General features: G+C 66.8%; 15 protein-coding genes and 1 pseudogene. 4 read left to right on the top strand and 12 right to left on the bottom strand.

Annotated elements, in window-relative coordinates; all coding sequences use genetic code 11:
• Positions 1-3: 3 nt before the first annotated feature.
• From AC5Y39_RS02830 to AC5Y39_RS02810, 5 genes are read right to left on the bottom strand one after another with little or no spacing between them, the layout of a single operon-like run.
• Complete coding sequence (locus tag AC5Y39_RS02830) at positions 4-1,356, bottom strand: LLM class flavin-dependent oxidoreductase (RefSeq protein ID WP_500015403.1); 1,353 nt, start codon at positions 1,354-1,356, stop codon at positions 4-6.
• 3 nt (positions 1,357-1,359) lie between these two features.
• Positions 1,360-3,138: an FAD-binding protein gene (locus AC5Y39_RS02825; RefSeq protein WP_500015405.1), complete on the bottom strand. Its 1,779-nt coding sequence runs from the start codon at positions 3,136-3,138 to the stop codon at positions 1,360-1,362.
• Positions 3,131-4,060: a 3-carboxyethylcatechol 2,3-dioxygenase gene (locus AC5Y39_RS02820; protein ID WP_500015613.1), complete on the bottom strand. Its 930-nt coding sequence runs from the start codon at positions 4,058-4,060 to the stop codon at positions 3,131-3,133. The genes AC5Y39_RS02825 and AC5Y39_RS02820 overlap by 8 nt, the downstream gene beginning before the upstream one ends.
• Positions 4,008-5,696 (bottom strand): bifunctional 3-(3-hydroxy-phenyl)propionate/3-hydroxycinnamic acid hydroxylase, encoded by a 1,689-nt coding sequence (locus tag AC5Y39_RS02815; protein ID WP_500015407.1) that lies wholly within the window; start codon positions 5,694-5,696, stop codon positions 4,008-4,010. Before AC5Y39_RS02815 ends, AC5Y39_RS02820 begins: the two co-directional genes overlap by 53 nt.
• On the bottom strand, positions 5,693-6,559 hold the full coding sequence (locus tag AC5Y39_RS02810; RefSeq protein WP_500048137.1) for an alpha/beta fold hydrolase: 867 nt from the start codon (positions 6,557-6,559) through the stop codon (positions 5,693-5,695). Before AC5Y39_RS02810 ends, AC5Y39_RS02815 begins: the two co-directional genes overlap by 4 nt.
• A gap of 108 nt (positions 6,560-6,667) precedes the next feature.
• On the opposite strand from AC5Y39_RS02810, the gene AC5Y39_RS02805 reads away from it, so the two are divergent.
• The gene (locus AC5Y39_RS02805) at positions 6,668-7,372 is read left to right on the top strand and encodes an IclR family transcriptional regulator (RefSeq protein WP_500015409.1); all 705 of its coding nucleotides are present in this window, start codon (positions 6,668-6,670) and stop codon (positions 7,370-7,372) included.
• A gap of 26 nt (positions 7,373-7,398) precedes the next feature.
• Positions 7,399-9,015, top strand: coding sequence for an FAD-dependent oxidoreductase (locus AC5Y39_RS02800; protein ID WP_500015411.1), 1,617 nt, complete (start codon positions 7,399-7,401; stop codon positions 9,013-9,015).
• Between the two features lie 98 nt (positions 9,016-9,113).
• Here the strand turns inward: AC5Y39_RS02800 and AC5Y39_RS02795 are convergent, their stop codons facing one another.
• Genes AC5Y39_RS02795 through AC5Y39_RS02780 form a run of 4 tightly spaced genes read right to left on the bottom strand, consistent with a single transcriptional unit; the run spans position 9,114 to position 11,501 of the window.
• Complete coding sequence (locus AC5Y39_RS02795) at positions 9,114-9,383, bottom strand: cytochrome C oxidase subunit IV family protein (protein WP_500015413.1); 270 nt, start codon at positions 9,381-9,383, stop codon at positions 9,114-9,116.
• A gap of 4 nt (positions 9,384-9,387) precedes the next feature.
• Positions 9,388-9,990: a cytochrome c oxidase subunit 3 gene (locus tag AC5Y39_RS02790; RefSeq protein WP_500015415.1), complete on the bottom strand. Its 603-nt coding sequence runs from the start codon at positions 9,988-9,990 to the stop codon at positions 9,388-9,390.
• A 15-nt stretch (positions 9,991-10,005) separates the two neighbouring features.
• On the bottom strand, positions 10,006-10,758 hold the full coding sequence (locus AC5Y39_RS02785; protein ID WP_500015417.1) for a hypothetical protein: 753 nt from the start codon (positions 10,756-10,758) through the stop codon (positions 10,006-10,008).
• A complete protein-coding gene (locus AC5Y39_RS02780; protein ID WP_500015419.1) occupies positions 10,755-11,501 on the bottom strand; it encodes a hypothetical protein in 747 nt (248 codons plus the stop codon). Before AC5Y39_RS02780 ends, AC5Y39_RS02785 begins: the two co-directional genes overlap by 4 nt.
• Positions 11,502-11,597: 96 nt before the next feature.
• On the opposite strand from AC5Y39_RS02780, the gene AC5Y39_RS02775 reads away from it, so the two are divergent.
• Together AC5Y39_RS02775 and AC5Y39_RS02770 are read left to right on the top strand one after the other, a co-directional pair.
• The gene (locus tag AC5Y39_RS02775; protein ID WP_500015421.1) at positions 11,598-12,188 is read left to right on the top strand and encodes a TetR/AcrR family transcriptional regulator; all 591 of its coding nucleotides are present in this window, start codon (positions 11,598-11,600) and stop codon (positions 12,186-12,188) included.
• A gap of 71 nt (positions 12,189-12,259) precedes the next feature.
• Positions 12,260-12,712 carry a universal stress protein gene (locus AC5Y39_RS02770; RefSeq protein ID WP_499909138.1) on the top strand — a complete coding sequence of 151 codons (453 nt, stop codon included), beginning with the start codon at positions 12,260-12,262 and terminating at the stop codon, positions 12,710-12,712.
• An 8-nt stretch (positions 12,713-12,720) separates the two neighbouring features.
• On the opposite strand, the gene AC5Y39_RS02765 is transcribed toward AC5Y39_RS02770, so the two are convergent.
• The 3 genes and pseudogenes from AC5Y39_RS02765 to meaB form a co-directional block, all read right to left on the bottom strand.
• Positions 12,721-13,086: a hypothetical protein gene (locus AC5Y39_RS02765; protein ID WP_500015422.1), complete on the bottom strand. Its 366-nt coding sequence runs from the start codon at positions 13,084-13,086 to the stop codon at positions 12,721-12,723.
• Positions 13,087-13,185: 99 nt separating this feature from the next.
• Complete coding sequence (locus AC5Y39_RS02760; protein WP_500015615.1) at positions 13,186-14,733, bottom strand: acyl-CoA synthetase; 1,548 nt, start codon at positions 14,731-14,733, stop codon at positions 13,186-13,188.
• 90 nt (positions 14,734-14,823) lie between these two features.
• A pseudogene (gene meaB, locus AC5Y39_RS02755) lies at positions 14,824-15,615 on the bottom strand (methylmalonyl Co-A mutase-associated GTPase MeaB); the annotation flags it as partial.
• Between the last annotated feature and the right edge of the window lie 18 nt (positions 15,616-15,633).

The raw sequence follows: 15,633 nt of genomic DNA, 5'->3' as shown, positions 1-15,633 counted from the left end.
GCACTAGACCTGCTGTCCTTTGCGAGTCCGGGTATCGGCCTCCGGGTTTCTGCTGGTCCAGCCCTCCCCTGACTTGAGCTTCTTGGAGGCCTCCTCGATGCCGGCGGTCATCTCGTCCATCGCCAGTGACACCTCGTTGGCGGTGTAGCTGTTGCGGCCGGTGGGCAGTCCTCCGAACGCATAGCTGTCGTCGAACTCGGGGGCAGTCGAGGGCGGCCGGCGCGCTTCGAGTTTCTCGATGATCGGCTCCAGCCGCTTGGCCTTCTCCGCCCTGGCCTTGTCGTCGCGCTCGATGAATTCCGGCAGCACCTCCTTGCCCATCAGCTCGATCGATTCCATCGTCGCCTCGTGTGTGCGCGGCGTCAGCAGCAAGATGAGTTCGTCGACGCCGCTCTCCTCGTAGCCGCGCAGGAATTCACGCACCGTCGCGGGACTGCCGATTGCCCCGCGGCCCGGGCCGTACGCGACCGTCGGATCCTTCTCGATCTCCTCGAGGTACCGCTTCCAGACGCCGGTCCGACCGGGCGTGTGCATTCCGGTCATGTAGTAGTGCATGATCCCGAACGCGAAGAATCCGCCGCCCTTGCCTATGCGTTGCACCGCCTGCTCGTCGGTCGGCGCAACCATCATCGACAGGTCGCCGCCGATGGCGAGGATGTTCGGATTGACCTGCGGCGTGACAGGAACGCCGTTCTCCTCGAGCTCCTTGTAGTAGCCGTTGACGCGTTCGGCGAGAGGGCCGGGCCCGGTGTAGGCGAAACTCAGTGCGCCCAAGCACTTTTGGGCGGCCATCTGCACCGACGCCGGCCGGGTGCACGCCACCCACACCGGCGGGTGCGGCTTCTGCAGCGGCTTGGGGATCACGTTGCGGGGCAGCATTTCGACGTGCTGGCCTTTGAACCCGCTGAACGGCTCTTCGATCATGCAGCGAATCGCAACCTCGAGGGCTTCCTCCCACATGGCACGCTTGTCTGCCGGGTCGATCCCGAAGCCGCCGAGCTCACCCACGGACGACGACTCACCGGTGCCGAATTCGACGCGGCCGTTGGACAGCAGGTCGAGCGTGGCGATGCGCTCTGCCACCCTCGCCGGGTGGTTGACCGCCGGGGGAAGATGCATGATGCCGAAGCCCAGGCGAATGTTCTTGGTGCGCTGACTGGCGGCGGCCAGAAAGATCTCCGGCGCCGTCGAGTGGCAGTACTCCTCGAGGAAGTGGTGCTCGGTCAGCCACACCGTGGAGAAGCCGGCCTTGTCGGCCAGCTCCACTTCGTCGAGCCCGTCTTGAAACAGCTTGTGCTCGTCGTCCGGCGCCCACGGCCGGGGCAAGGGAAACTCGTAGAAAAGCGATATCTTCATGTGCTACCTCCGGTTGAGCGTCGATTCACTAGTCGCACTGGTGTTTTGGTGAGCCGGCAGATGAGTCGCGATGTGCTTGGCGGCCACGTAGCCGAATGTCATGGCCGGACCGATGGTGGCACCGGCGCCGGCATAGCTGCGTCCCATGACGGCAGCCGAGGTGTTCCCGGTGGCATACAGTCCGGGAATCGCGGTGCCGTCGTCGCGTAGCACGCGGGCGAATTCGTCGGTGCGCAGCCCGCCCGACGTCCCGAGGTCGCCGAGAATGATCTGGAACGCGTAGTACGGCGGCTTGCCGAGCGGATACAAATTCGGATTCGGCAGTGTCGGATCGCCGTAGTAGTTGTCGTAGGCGCTGTCGCCGCGGTTGAAGTCGTCGTCGTGGCCGTTGCGGGCCAACTCGTTGAAGCGCTCGGCCGTCCGGCGCAGGTTATCGGGCGGCACTCCGATCTTGGCGGCCAATTCCTCGAAGCTGTCGGCTTCCCTCACCACGCCCGAATCCAGCCATGCCCGAGGAACTTTGCGGCCAGTGGGTACGGGCGCGAACGGCACCTTCGGTATCGGCAGGTGCCCGGCCACCACATAGCGGCGAAACGACCTGATGTCGGTGATCAGCCAGCACGGGATGTGCCTGACGCCCGACTTCTCGCCCTCGATCATCGCGTGGGCGAAATCCATGTACGGCGCCGCCTCGTTGACGAACCGCTCACCCTCGCCGTTGACCACGAACTGCGACGGCATCATCCGCTCGTTGAGCATGAACTGCAACCGGCCATCGGGCCAGCAGATCGCCGGAAACCACCACGCCTCGTCGAGTAAATCGGTTGCGGCTCCGACTTTTTGGCCAGCGCGGATTCCGTCGCCCATCGCCAGCGGGTTGCCGAAGCTCCAGTCCCCCTTGTCGCCGCTGACCTCGCGCACGCGGTCCAGCACCCGCAGGTGCTGCCTGCGCCAGGCCATGTCGTGGTCGAAACCACCGGTGGCAAGGATTACGCCGCCGCGGGCGCCGATCCGCAATGCCTGGCCGTTGCTCTCGACGACTGCGCCCACCACCGCACCGTCAGGACCGGTGATCAGCTCCGTCATCGGCGCACCCAGCCACAGCGGAATGCCGCGGTCCTTCATCGCCAGACGCATCCGGGCCGCCAGCGACTGGCCGATTGCGGCCATCCGCTCCCCGAACACGCGCGCCCGGAACATGCGCCAGATCAGCTTGACCAGAACGGCTTTGCCGCGCCACGACTGGCGCACCTGGTAGAACAGCCGCAGATCCTTGGGTCCCAGCCAGATGCCTTTGGGCGCCAACGCCAGCGGCTGCAGCAGGTTCTGTTCGTCGTCACCGAGCTTGCGCAGATCGATCGCCGGCACATTGATGGTGGAGCCCCGTTCGGAGCCGCCGGGAAGTTCGGGATAGTAGTCGGCGTAGCCGGGCTTCCAGACGAACTCGAACCACGGGCTGAGGTTCTCCAAGAATTCCATCATCTCCGGCGCGGCGTCGACGTACTGGCGCAGGCGGGCGTCGCTGACGAGGCCGCCGGTGATCTGGCGCAGATAGTCGAAGACTTCGTCCGGTGCGGGTCGATAGCCTTCTCGGCGCTGTGCCGGAGCGCCCGGAACCCAGATGCCGCCACCCGACAGGGCGGTGGATCCCCCGAAGTAGTCCGCCTTTTCGACCACCAGCGTGTCGAGCCCGGACGCGTCGGCGGCCAGCGCCGCCGTCATTCCGCCGCCACCGGAGCCGACGACGAGGACGTCGACGACGCGGTCGAAGTCCTCACTCATCGGCGGCCCTGCCGACTGCCGTCCGCACCGCGAAACCCGCGATCAGGTCGGGTGCCGCACGGTAGTAGCGCACCTGCGTCTGGTACGGCCCCTGGCTGGCGAGTGCCGCGAACGCCGCCAGCCACGTGCGGATCTCGTGGGCGGAGTTGCCGGCCTCGCGCGCGATCCAGTCGTTCGACCAGCTGTCGAGCTCGGTCAGGTCACCGCGGTCGAAGATGTCCAGGAGGCGTTGATCCCATTGCGGATTCAGCGGGTGCATCGGGCCGCGGCCCGCAGCGAACCCTTGGGCGAAGCCGATCACCGCGGTCTGCCGCGCCTGGCGTTGTTCGGTCGTCATCGGCCGTCCGTGCAGGATGCGCTCCAACGCAGGGGCGGGCGCCGTTGCGAGCGTCGGGACCGGCGGATCATGCGACAGCCCACCGGATCCCACGATCAGCACGCGCTTGCTCAGGGTGGCGGCGAACCGGCCGACGGCGGCGCCCAGCGCGCGGGCGCGCTTCACCGGCCCGAGCGGCGTGGCGACCGAGTTGATGAAGATCGGCACCACCGGGCGGGCCGTGGCATCGCCGAACAAGGTCTGCAGCGGCTGAACGGTGCCGTGGTCCACTTCCATGCTCGCCGAGATTGCGACGTCCACGCCCGCGTCGAGCACGGCTTGGGCGCAGTCCGTCGCGATGTCGTCGGGCACGTCAAGCCGACCGGCCTGGGTGCCGAAGTCACCGACGCCGGTGGCCGCGGTTCCGATGCAAAACGGTGGCATCAGCTTGTAGAAGAAGCCGTTGTAGTGGTCCGGCGAGAAGACCACGACGAGCTCGGGATCGAACTGCCGCACGAACTCTCGCGCAGCCGACAGTGCGGTGGTGACGTCGTCAAGGAGATCCTGCGACGGTCCGGGAAGGTTCAGCAGCGGGCTGTGCGACATACAGCACAGCGCCAGAGTCGCCTTCATCGAATCCTTTGCCTCCTCTCTGCGTCAGACCTAGGACGTCGAACAGGGCGGTGCTGATCTCGGGTGCTCGCTGCGCGATGCACGCTCCGGCGATGCAGCGGTCCGGGCGCAAAAACAGCACGGATTCGGTGTGCGCGTCGAACCACGCCTTCAGACTGCCTGTACGGTCTCCGACGACCACCACGTCGGGGTGATCGTGACCCGGCCAGTGCAGCTGAGTGAGGGGACGTGCTTCGACGAACTTGGCGCCCAACGTTTTCCAGCGCTCGAACACCTGGTCTTCGAGCAGCGCGCGGGGATTGTTGTTCCAGCACAGCACCGCGAATCCGGGACCCAGCACGTCGTCGAGCAGCACATCGCGGCGGTCTCTGGTGTCCACCGGCGGCTGCACGAACAGGGTGCCCACCGGGGAAGTCGCCGAGCGCGGCTCCTCGTGGTACACCGCCCCCTGCTCGTAGCGCGGCATCGGCTTGAACCGCATCTCGAGCACGTAGCGCTTCAGCGTGGGCACCACCGAGGCGGCTCGAATCGCCTTGTCGCGCAAGCCTGCAACGCGACGGTTGGTCGGCGAAATCACCCGCCCCACCATCGTGGACAGGTCGATCATGGCCCTGGCGTGCTTGCGGCGCTCGATGTCGTAGGTGTCCAGCAGCCCGTCCTCCGCTTGGCCATTGACCACCGCGGCGAGTTTCCAGCCCAGATTCGCTGCGTCGCGGATGCCGCTGTTGTAGCCCTGCCCCTGCCAGACCGGCATCAGATGGGCGGCGTCACCGGCCAGCAGGAGTCGTCCACTGCGGAACGCGCCGGCGATGCGCGAGTGGTGGGTGTAGACGCGGTGGCGGATCACGTCGACCCGTTCGGGGTGCGGTACCAGCCGCCCCAGCATGCGTCTGATGAAAGCGGGGTCCTCGGCGACGTCGTCGGATTCGTCGGCGTGAATCATGAACTCGAAGCGCCGGATGCCGTGGGCAATCGAAATCGACGCGTAGGGACGCTCGGGGTCGGCGCCCACCTCGCTGTTGGGATGGCCGAGCGGATCGTTGGCGACGTCGACCACCAGCCAGCGCGTCGACGAGGTGGTGCCGTCGAACGACACACCCATCAGCCGGCGGGTGGCGCTGCGACCGCCGTCGCAGCCAATCACGTACTGCGCGTTGACCTTCGACGATCCGGAGCTCGACACCAGTTGGACCGTGACACCGTCAGCGGACTGTTCGCAGCCTTCCATGCGGTGCCCCCACCTCAGCTGCACGTGGTCGAATCTGTCCAATCCGGCGAGCAGTTCGGCGTCGACCATCGGTTGGACGAAGCCGTTGCGCTTGGGCCAGCCGAATCGCGCGTCGGGTGGCGCCATCTCGGCGAGCAGCCGGCGTTTGGCGTCGAAGAACCGCAGGATCTGGTTGGGCACGGTGTGCGGCAGAATCTGATCCACCAGGCCGATCGACTGGAACGTGCGCAGTGCCTCGTCGTCGAGGCCGACGCCGCGCGGATAGTCGATGAGCGTGTCGCGTTCCTCCACCACCAGGGTCTGGACGCCTTGCAGCCCAAGGATGTTCGCCAACGTCAGGCCGACCGGCCCGGCGCCGACGATCACGACATCCGGGTTCATTGCCGCCCCAGCAAGAAGTCGATGTGCAGCCTGTTGAACGTCTTGGCGTCCTCGTACTGAGGCCAGTGGCCGCAGCCCGACATCACCTCGAAGCGTGCCCCGGGAATCATCGACGCGATCCGGCGCCCCTCGGCGACGTCGGCGGTGGGGTCGTCACTGGTCCACAGCACCAGCGTCGGCGCGGTGATGGACCCGTACTCGTCGGGCCCGAGGATGTTGCGCGCGCGGATTTCCGGATCCTGCAACGCCATGATGTCGCGCATCGCGGCGACGAACCCGGGTTGGCGGTACACCCGCTGCCGGCTCGCGACGAGGTCGTCGTAATCCTTCGACTTGTCGGCCATCAGCCATTTGATCCGCGCCTGCACCGTGTCCCAGCTCGGGTTCTCGGCCGCCGCCATCGACAGCGTGATGATCCGTTGCATCACTGCGGGATCGGCTTGCGAGCCGCCCGCGGTGTTGAGCACCAGTCGCTGCACCCGGTCGGCATGGTCGATGGCGATCCGGGCGGCCACCCAGCCGCCCAGCGACTCCCCGGACACGTGCGCACGGTCGGCGCCGATCGTGTCGAGCACCGCGACCAGGTGGTCGACATAGTGACGGACCTCCAATGGGTGGCCGGGTTTGTCGGTATACCCGTGGCCCAGCATGTCGATCGACCACGTGGAGAAGTGCTCGGCGTGCGCCTCCAAGTTGCGGACGTAGGCCTCGGCGTGGCCGCCGGAACCGTGCAGCAGCACCAGCGCCGGCTTGTCCGGATCACCGGCATGCAGGTAGCGCGTGCGCACGCCGCGCGCGTCGAGGTAACCCTGCGAGAACGGGACGCCCTGGAGATCGCTCCAGATGCTCTCGTACTCCGCCACTTGCCACCTCGCCGTCGCCCACGCTGCGGAAATCTTGTTCTCGCTACGCGCGAATCGAATGTGCTAAAATCGCACATTGATGTGCACTATGCATAGAGCATCATCCTCATGACCAGGTCTGTCAAGCAGCCGGGCGACGAGCGGATGACCGCTGGCTCGCAGACGCTGGCCCGGGGGCTGAGCGCGCTGCAGGCAGTCGCCACCGCGCCGTCGGGAGTCACGGTTCAGCAGGTCGCCGACTACGTCGGCGTGCATCGCACCATCGCCTATCGCCTGCTCGGCACGCTGACGCAGTTCCGCTACGTCACCAAGGGCGAAGACGGCAGGTACCGGCCGGCGGCGGCGCTCGCAGTGCTGGGCGCCGCGTTCGACAACAACGTGCGTCAGCTCAGCCTGCCGACGCTGCGCGCGCTGGCGGACGATCTCGGCGCGACGGTGTCGCTGCTGGTCGCCGAGGGTGACCAGCAGGTCGCTATCGCGGTCATCGTCCCGACGCACGTGATGTATCAGCTGTCGTTCCACGAGGGCAGCCGATATGCGCTGGACCGCGGCGCCGCCGGTATCGCGTTGCTGGCCAGCATGCCGCCGCGGCCCGGTGAGCGCGAGCTGGTGACGCGCACCCGCAAACAGGGGTGGGTGGTGACCCACGGTGAGATCGAGCCCAACACGTACGGACTCGCGGTTCCGGTGCGCCGTCGGCCGCCGTCGCCGCCCACGTGCATCAACCTGATCTCCCACCGGGAAGACGTCGTCATGGCCGGCCGCGACGCAGTCGTAAAGGCAGCGCAGGAACTGTCGGCGATCCTCAGCTGAGGACCGGGCCGCGAGAGGAGGCTTCGATGAGCACGTGGGACCACGAGGTCGACGTCGTGGTGCTCGGCAGCGGAGGCGCCGGGCTCACGGCTGCCCTGACCGCCGCGGTCAACGGTGCCTCGGTCGAGGTGTACGAGAAGGCCCCGACCGTGGGCGGAACCACCGCGGTGTCCGGCGGCATCGTCTGGATACCGGCGCATCGCCGCGCGGCCGGCGGTGAACTGACGGTCGACGACGCGATGAGCTATCTGCGCGCGCAGTCTTTCGGCTACATGGACGACGATCTCGTCGAGACATTTGTGCGGACCGGCGCGCCGATGCTCGATTTCGTCGAGGCGCACAGCGACCTGCGGTTCGAGATCGCCGAGGGCTTTCCCGACTACAAGCCGGAGCTGCCGGGTGGGCGGCCAAAAGGCGGCCGGTCGCTGAACGCAAAGCCGTACGACCTGTCGCAGCTCGGCGAATGGCGCGACCGCATCACGTCGTTTCCGGCCGACTTCAGCAACGTCGGGATCGACGCCGAGACACGCGCGAGGATTCACGCGTCGGTGGACGACGCGGCCGGCGATCTCTGCGTCGCCGGCACGGCTTTGATCGCCGGGCTGCTCAAGGCATTGCTCGACCGGGGCGTCACACCGCGCACGAATGCCCGTGCCGTGGAGCTGATCTCGGACGGTAACGCCATCACCGGTGCCCGAATCAGCTTGGGCGGCAGCGAGATCAGGGTGCACGCCCGTCGCGGCGTGGTTCTGGCCACTGGCGGCTTCGAATGGGACAACCGGCTGGTCGAGGCCTACCTGCGCGGGCCGATGCGTGGCGCGGTGTCGCCACCGAACAACACCGGCGACGGGCTGCGGATGGCGATGGCCCACGGCGCCGACCTGGCCAACATGGGTGAGGCGTGGTGGGTGCCGATCGTGCAGATGCCCGGCGACACCATCGGCGGCAGGCAGCGCAGCCGAAGCGTACGACTGGAACGCACGAGGCCCCGCAGCATCATCGTCAACCGCGCGGGCAGACGCTTCCTCAACGAGGCCGGCGAGTACAACTCGATGGCAGGCGCGTTCCAGTACCTCGATCCCAAAAACGGATACGTCAACGACTCGGCGTGGATCGTGTTCGACGCGCTCCATCTGAAGCGCTACGGATTCCTCGGCGTCGCGCCGGGAGAGGCTGCGCCGGAATGGTTTTCGCCGTCGTCCGACATCGGCGAGCTCGGCGCCAAGACCGGAATCGACGCTGACGGGCTGGCGCGCACGCTCGAGGAGTGGAACAAAAACGTCGCGCAGGAGCGTGACCCGCAGTTCGGTCGCGGCGCGAGCGCCTACGACGGCTACTGGGGCGACGACAAGGCCGCCACCCAGGCCGGCAAGACACTCGGCCCGATCGACACGCCGCCGTACTACGCGGTGCCGGTGAAGATCGGCGCGATGGGAACCAAAGGCGGGCCGCGCACCGACCGCGACGGGCGTGTCATGCACGTCAGCGGGGCCGTCATCCCCGGGCTTTATGCAGCCGGCAATGCGATGGCCGGTGTGACCGGCAAGGCCTACGGCGGCGCAGGTGGAACGCTCGGCCCGGCAATGGTTTTCGGCTACCGCTGCGGCTTCACCGCGGCCACCGGCCGTTCGTTGCAGGTGTAGCGCACCTCTGAGCGAGACCCCTCGCCGAGCGTGAGCACAGCGCGACATTTCGGCCGATTTTTCGCAGTGCCATCACGTTCGGCGCACATGGCGGTATCTCAGTACAGGTAGATCCCCAGGATCGCACCGAACAGCACCAGAAGCCAGACGTCGGTGAACACCCGCAGCCACCGTGGAGCGGTGCGCACCTCCATGAAATGCTGGATGATCAGCCGCACCTTGACCAAGGCCATCGCCAGGACGCCAATGGTGATCGGCACGCTCGCCGATACGCTGCCGTGTATGCGTGCCGGCGCGAACCACCACGACAGCACCGTTATCGCCGAAAGCAGAAGCCACACATAGGTGACTCGGGCGGCGCTGTTCATCGTTTCACCTCATCACGTACAGCAGCGCGAAGATGACGACCCACAGCAAGTCGACCATGTGCCAGTAGGTGGCACCGGTCTCCGCGACGACGACTTTGCGGCCGTGCGGATTGCGCAGTTCGCGGACCACGATGCCCAGAATCACCAGGCCGAGCAGCACATGGCCAAGGTGCACGCCGGTCAGCATGTAGTAGAACATGAAGAAGTCGTTACTCGGAAACGTCAGTCCCGCAACCACTTTCGACGTCCACTCGTAGACCTTGGCGGCCACGAAAAGCAGCCCACAGACCCCGCCGCATACGGTCAGCCGCACCGCGCGCTGGTAGTCGCCTTCTCGGGAGGACTGCACCCCGAGTGCGACGAACCATGAGCTGGTGATCAACAACAGCGTGTTGACCAGACCGATGGTGAGGTCCAGATGCTGTTGCGACTCCAAGAACAGCGCCCGCTCCTGGGTGCGGTGGACCATGAAGATGACGAAGTACCCGGAGAAGATCACCAGGTCGCCGATGACGAAGACCCACATGCTGCTTTCACCGGGCAAGTGTGGGGCCGGCCTGGGCGCGGCCTCGTCGCGGGCGGCCACGGCGTTTTCGGTGTTCGTCATGAGACTCGAATGTCCTTAATCGACAAGCACTTCACCGGCCGGCTGGCGCTGAACTGCTCGGCGCAGCATGACGATGACACATCCCTGCCAGAACGCGAAGATCGCCGTGCCCATCCAGAAGCTGATCGATCCGTTCCACGACAGCGGACCCGACCTGAAGATGAACACCGGTGCCGCTAGCACTTCAGTGACGATCTGCCAGACGGTCACATACGCCAGCCACTTCGGGAAGATCTCGTTGCGGTCCAACAGAATCGCCAATGCGAATACCAGGTACGCCGCGGAGAAGCACCCCAGCGAGCCGACGAACGACAGCAGCGCCGTGTCGTAGAGCAGAGCGACCACCTGCGGGTCGCGGTCGGGGCGGAACGTCGCGGCCAGAAAGCACAACGCCGCGAACAGGCACCCCGGCAGCGCACCCACCGCCAGCGCGCCGAGATATCCGTAGGCGAACGCCGGGCTCACCGACATCCGGCGCATCTGGAACGCGACGATGCCGTTGGCCACCCCGGCGAACCCGATCACGACCATCAACAGACCGAACCCGATCTGAATGGTCAACGCGTGGGCGTGGAAGAACGCCACGGCGCCGTCAATGGTGCGGTCGGGCCGCGGCGGCGGCATCACCCTGGCCAGCGGCACGAAGATCACGCCGAACAAGGTGTAGAAGATCGGCACCACCCACCAGCAGATCCAGAGATCGCGCTTGGATCCGGCGTCACTCTGATCGCCTTGTGCGGCAAGCAATTTTGTGGGGGCCAGGCTCATGAGTGCGTCCGTCCGCCGGCGGCTTGGCGGTTGATCGCTGCGCGGACGACGAAGAACATGACCACGACGAACACGGCGAAGGCGCCGATCCGCAGCCAAAACGATACGGCGCCATCCCACGCCAACGGTCCGGTCTTCACGACGGCTGCGCACGCGGCGGGTGTCATCGCGAGCGCGGTGAGCACGCTGAACGGCGCTACCCAGCGCGGAAAGATCGGCTCGGCCCTGCGGTCGAGGTACACGGCCAGCGCAAGGCAGAGGTTCTGCACCACGAGCATGCCGACCGGCGCGACGAACGTGATCCACGCCAAATCGTTGAGCAGCATGGTCAATTCGGGGTCGCGCTCGGGCCGAAACGCCGCGATGAGCCAGAAGAGATCGGCAAGTGCGAACAGCGTGGCACCGCTCACCAGCGCGGTCAGGTAGCTGTACGCAAGCACCTGGGTGGGTGTGGCCATGCGCTTCATCTGCGCGACGATCAACGCGAAGAACGGCACGAGCATGATGCCGAAGAGGTTGTAGGTCACCATGCTGAACCGGATCATCGTCGTGTTCTCGGCATAGAACGACGCCACCTGCTGCGGCGTCAGTCGCGGCGACATCGGCGGGAGGAACCCGGGAAATGACACGAACGCGACGAGCAGCACGGCGGCCGCAACCGGTGTGATCCAGAGGATGAGCGACTGTCCGGTGACAGAGGCGGGCGCCACGGTTACCACCTCGTTGTCGGCAACGCTGGACATGTGAGCTCCCGGATCGCAGTAGCTAGCCGATTGGCTAGGCGCGAGGCTATCCGGCGGTTCGGGCACGGTCAATAGCCGATCGGCTACTCTCGGTGAATGGTTTCGTCGGCGCCGTCGATCACGTCGGGGCTGGCCGATGTGCGGCGCAGCGCCGCGCAGATCCGCATCTTGGATGCGGCACTCGAGTTGATCGCGGTGCACGGCGTCAGCGCAACGTCGTTGCAGATGATTGCCGACGCGGTCGGAGTCACGAAAGCCGCGGTGTACCACCAGTTCAAGACCAAAGACGAGATCGTCATCGCCCTGACGGAACGCGAACTGGGCCGGCTCGCGGCCGCTCTTGAGGCCGCCGAGGCCGAGGAGTGCAAGCCGCGGGCGCGCGAGATGCTGCTCACCCGGGTGATCGACCTGGCCATCGAACGGCGCGGGATGGTCAGCACGTTGCAGTTCGATCCCGTGGTGGTGCGGCTGCTTACCGAACACCAACCGTTCCAGCAGTTCATCGGCCGGCTCTACGCGGCGCTGCTGGGCGAGGACACGGGCGCCGAAGCCAGGATCGAGGCGGCGATGCTGTCAGGCGCGATCAGTGTTGCGGTGATGCATCCCTTGGTCGAAGACATCGGCGACGACGAGTTGCGCCGGCACCTGCTGCACTACATGCGGCGGCTGATCGACCTGCCCGGATAGCCGCCGAATCGGGCCGCGGCAGTGCGTTTGCACGTTAGGGTCTGGCCATTGCCGAGACCCTGGGAGGCCCGATGAACACCTATCGAACCGTGGTGGTGGGAACTGACGGCTCGGAGTCGTCACTGCGTGCGGTCGACCGGGCGGGCGAGATCGCCGCTGAGAGCGACGCGACGCTCTACATCGCGACCGGCTATTTCCCTCAGCGAGAAGACTTGCGGGCCGCCGACATCCTCAAAGACGAGGGCTACAAGATGCACGGCCGGGCACCGATTTTCGCGATCCTGCGCGAAGCGCACAGCAGGGCAGCCGCCGCCGGGGCGAAGAACATCGAGGAGCGGCCGATCGAGGATGCGCCGGTCGACGCGCTCGTCGACCTGGCTGAACAGGTCAAAGCCGATCTGCTGGTGGTCGGCAACGTTGGGCTTAATGCACGCTCGGCGATCCTCGGGCGGGTGTTCTCGATTCCGGGAAGCATCGCGAGCCGCGCCCAGATCGACGTGCTGATCGTCCACACCTCCGGCTGAGCGCGCGGTTACTGCGGTGTGGTGTCGTTGCCGGAGGCTTTGACCTCGCGCTCGTCGCCGGCGCCTCCTCCGGCTTCGTCGACGTCTTGGTCGTCGAAGGTTTCGTCGTAGGGCACGTCGGGCTCGAACTCGTCGGGTTCCAGCGCGGCTTCGTGCGCCACATGCGGATGTTCGGCAACGTCCTTTGTGGGCTCAGTTTCGGCAGGGGGCTGCTCGGTGCGGCGACGTTCGGCCAGCCAGTCGCGGGCGAGCAGGATCAGGCCCACCGCGGCCAGCGCGATGGCGGCCAGCGCAATGATCGTGTTCTCGGTCAGCACCGCCGCGGCCAGCAGGGCGATGCCGACGACAGCCACTGCGAGTACGACGGTCAACATCGATCGTCCCTTCGTGAGGGCGGCTCTGGTAGACGCCTTCTCCTGGTTACCCCGGTTGCATCGCCGAATCGCAATTCGACGGGAAAGTCAGCGAACGCCTCAGATGACCCGCGACTCGTGCCCCTGCCAATACCGCTCGCGCAGAAGCCGCTTGTACAGCTTGCCGCTGGGGTCGCGCGGCAGTTCGTCGACGAAGTCGACGCTGCGCGGGCACTTGTACGTCGCCAACTCGGCCCGGCAGTAGGCGATCAACTCCGTTTCGAGTTCGTCGCCGGCGGCCGCCGGGTCGGTCGGCTGCACCACGGCCTTGACCGCCTCCCCCATCTCGTCGTCCGGCACGCCGAACACCGCGACGTCGGCGACGGCGGGATGAGCCGCCAGCACATTCTCGGCCTCCTGCGGGTAGATGTTCACGCCCCCCGAGATGACCATGTGCGCCTGACGATCGGTGAGATAAAGGTAGCCGTCTGCATCGAGGTAGCCGATGTCGCCGAGGGTTCGCCAGCCCTGCGCATTGGTCACCGACGCGGTCTTGTCCGGGTCGTTGTGGTACTCGAACGCGCGGCCGCCGCCGAAGTACACAACCCCGACCTCTCCGGCGGGCAGCTCTTTACCGTCAGGGCCGACGATGTGGCATTCCTCGAACGGTCGGCCCACCGAGCCGGGATGGGCCAGCCACTCTTCGGCGGAGATGAACGCGGAGCCGATGTCCTCGGTGCCCGAGTAATACTCGTCGATGATCGGACCCCACCAGTCGATCATCTGCCGTTTGACCGCGACAGGGCACGGCGCCGCGGCGTGGGTGACGCGGCGCAGACTCGACAAGTCGTAGCGGCGGCGCTCGGCTTCGGGCAGCCGCAGCATGCGGATGAACATCGTCGGGACGAACTGTGCATGGGTGACGCGGTAGCGCTCGATCAGCTCGAGGCACTCCCGTGGATCGAACCGTTCCATCAGTACCACCGTGGCGCCCAGCCTCTGCCAGGACATCGAAAACACAAGGGGCGCAGAGTGATACAGCGGAGCCGGGCACAGGTACACCGAGTCGCCGCCTGCGTCGTCGTTGGTGCCGAGCAGCCCGCGCGCGATCTGCACCGGTGCGCAACTCGGGTCGCCCAGCGGCGTGGCGGGCAGTGGCTTGCGCACACCCTTCGGCCGGCCGGTGGTGCCCGACGAGTACAGCATTTCGCGGCCCTCGCACTCGTCGTCGAGGGGCGTCGCGGGCTCCACAGCCACCACGTCGGCGTAGCGTTCGAATCCGCCGAGCCCCGCTCCCACCGCGATACGCACCGATAGCCGCGAGAGGTCCAGATCGGCGGCCACCTGCGCCATCGTGTCACTGGCAAACAGTGCTTTGGCGCCGCAGTCGTCGAGCACGTACTGCACTTCACCGGCGCGCAGATGCCAGTTGACTGCGGTGTAGTACAGCCCGGATCGCTGTGCGGCCCAAGCAATTTCGAGGAATTCCGGCCTGTTCTCCACTAGGATCGCAATGTGGTCGCCAACGCGCAGCCCGCGCGATCGCAGCGCTCGCGCCAGCCGGGTGGAGCGCTCCTCGAGTTCGCGGTAGGTCACCACGTCGCCGCTGGTTCCCATCACAAGCGCGGCTCGGTCCGGGGTGCGGGCGGCATGGAAGCCAGGCGTCATCTCGGCGGCCACCGTGTCCGAACCGCTGAGCAGCTTGCCTGCGGCGGTGTAGGCGTCCTGGCGTCCGTCGGCGACGGCCGCGGCAAGGCGATCGAGATTGTGGTGCGAGCGGAGCATGGTCTGCGCCAGCGACAGGATCTGCGCGCGTGCCCGCGCGGCCCTGCGGGCCGGGGTGTCGTTGCGGAAGTGGGCGTCAATGGTTTCGACCAATTCGGGCACGCCCTCACCTTGTGCCGCGACCAGCAACACGATCGGGGCATCGGTTTCGGCCCGCAGGTCGCGAACCGTCTGCTTGGCGCCTTCCCGGTCGGCCTTGTTGACCACGACGATGTCGGCGACTTCGAGTAGTCCCGCCTTGGCGGCTTGGACGGCGTCGCCCGCGCCGGGGTTGAGGATGACAACGGTCGGATCGGCGACCGCGGCGATCTCGATCTCCGACTGGCCGACGCCCACGGTCTCGAGCAGCACCACGTCGTAACCCAATTCGGCGAGCACCCGAATCGCGGCCGGCACCGCCGCCGCGAGTCCGCCGAGGTGGCCGCGGCTGGCCACCGAGCGGATCAGCACGCCGGGATCGTTGATGTGGGCGGCCATCCGGATCCGGTCGCCAAGCAGCGCTCCGCCGCTGTACGGCGACGACGGGTCGACCGCGAGCACCGCGACGCGGAGACCCTGCTGACGGTAGGCGCCGACCAGTGCGGCGATGGTCGTCGATTTGCCCGCGCCGGGCGGTCCGGTGATTCCGATGACGCGCGCCGTGGAGTTACCCAGGGCGGCCAGCACCTCGTCGCGGCGCGCGCTCTCGACGAGGGTGAGCAGCCGGCCGGCGGCCCGCGTGGACCCGCCTCGGGCGGCCGCGATGAGCTCCTGGATATCCCGCATCGAGAAGAACTTACGGCC

This window comes from Mycobacterium sp. NGS39, assembly GCF_059812765.1.
The sequence above is the reverse complement of the archived record's forward strand: the minus strand, read 5'-3'. Positions and strand labels throughout refer to the sequence as shown.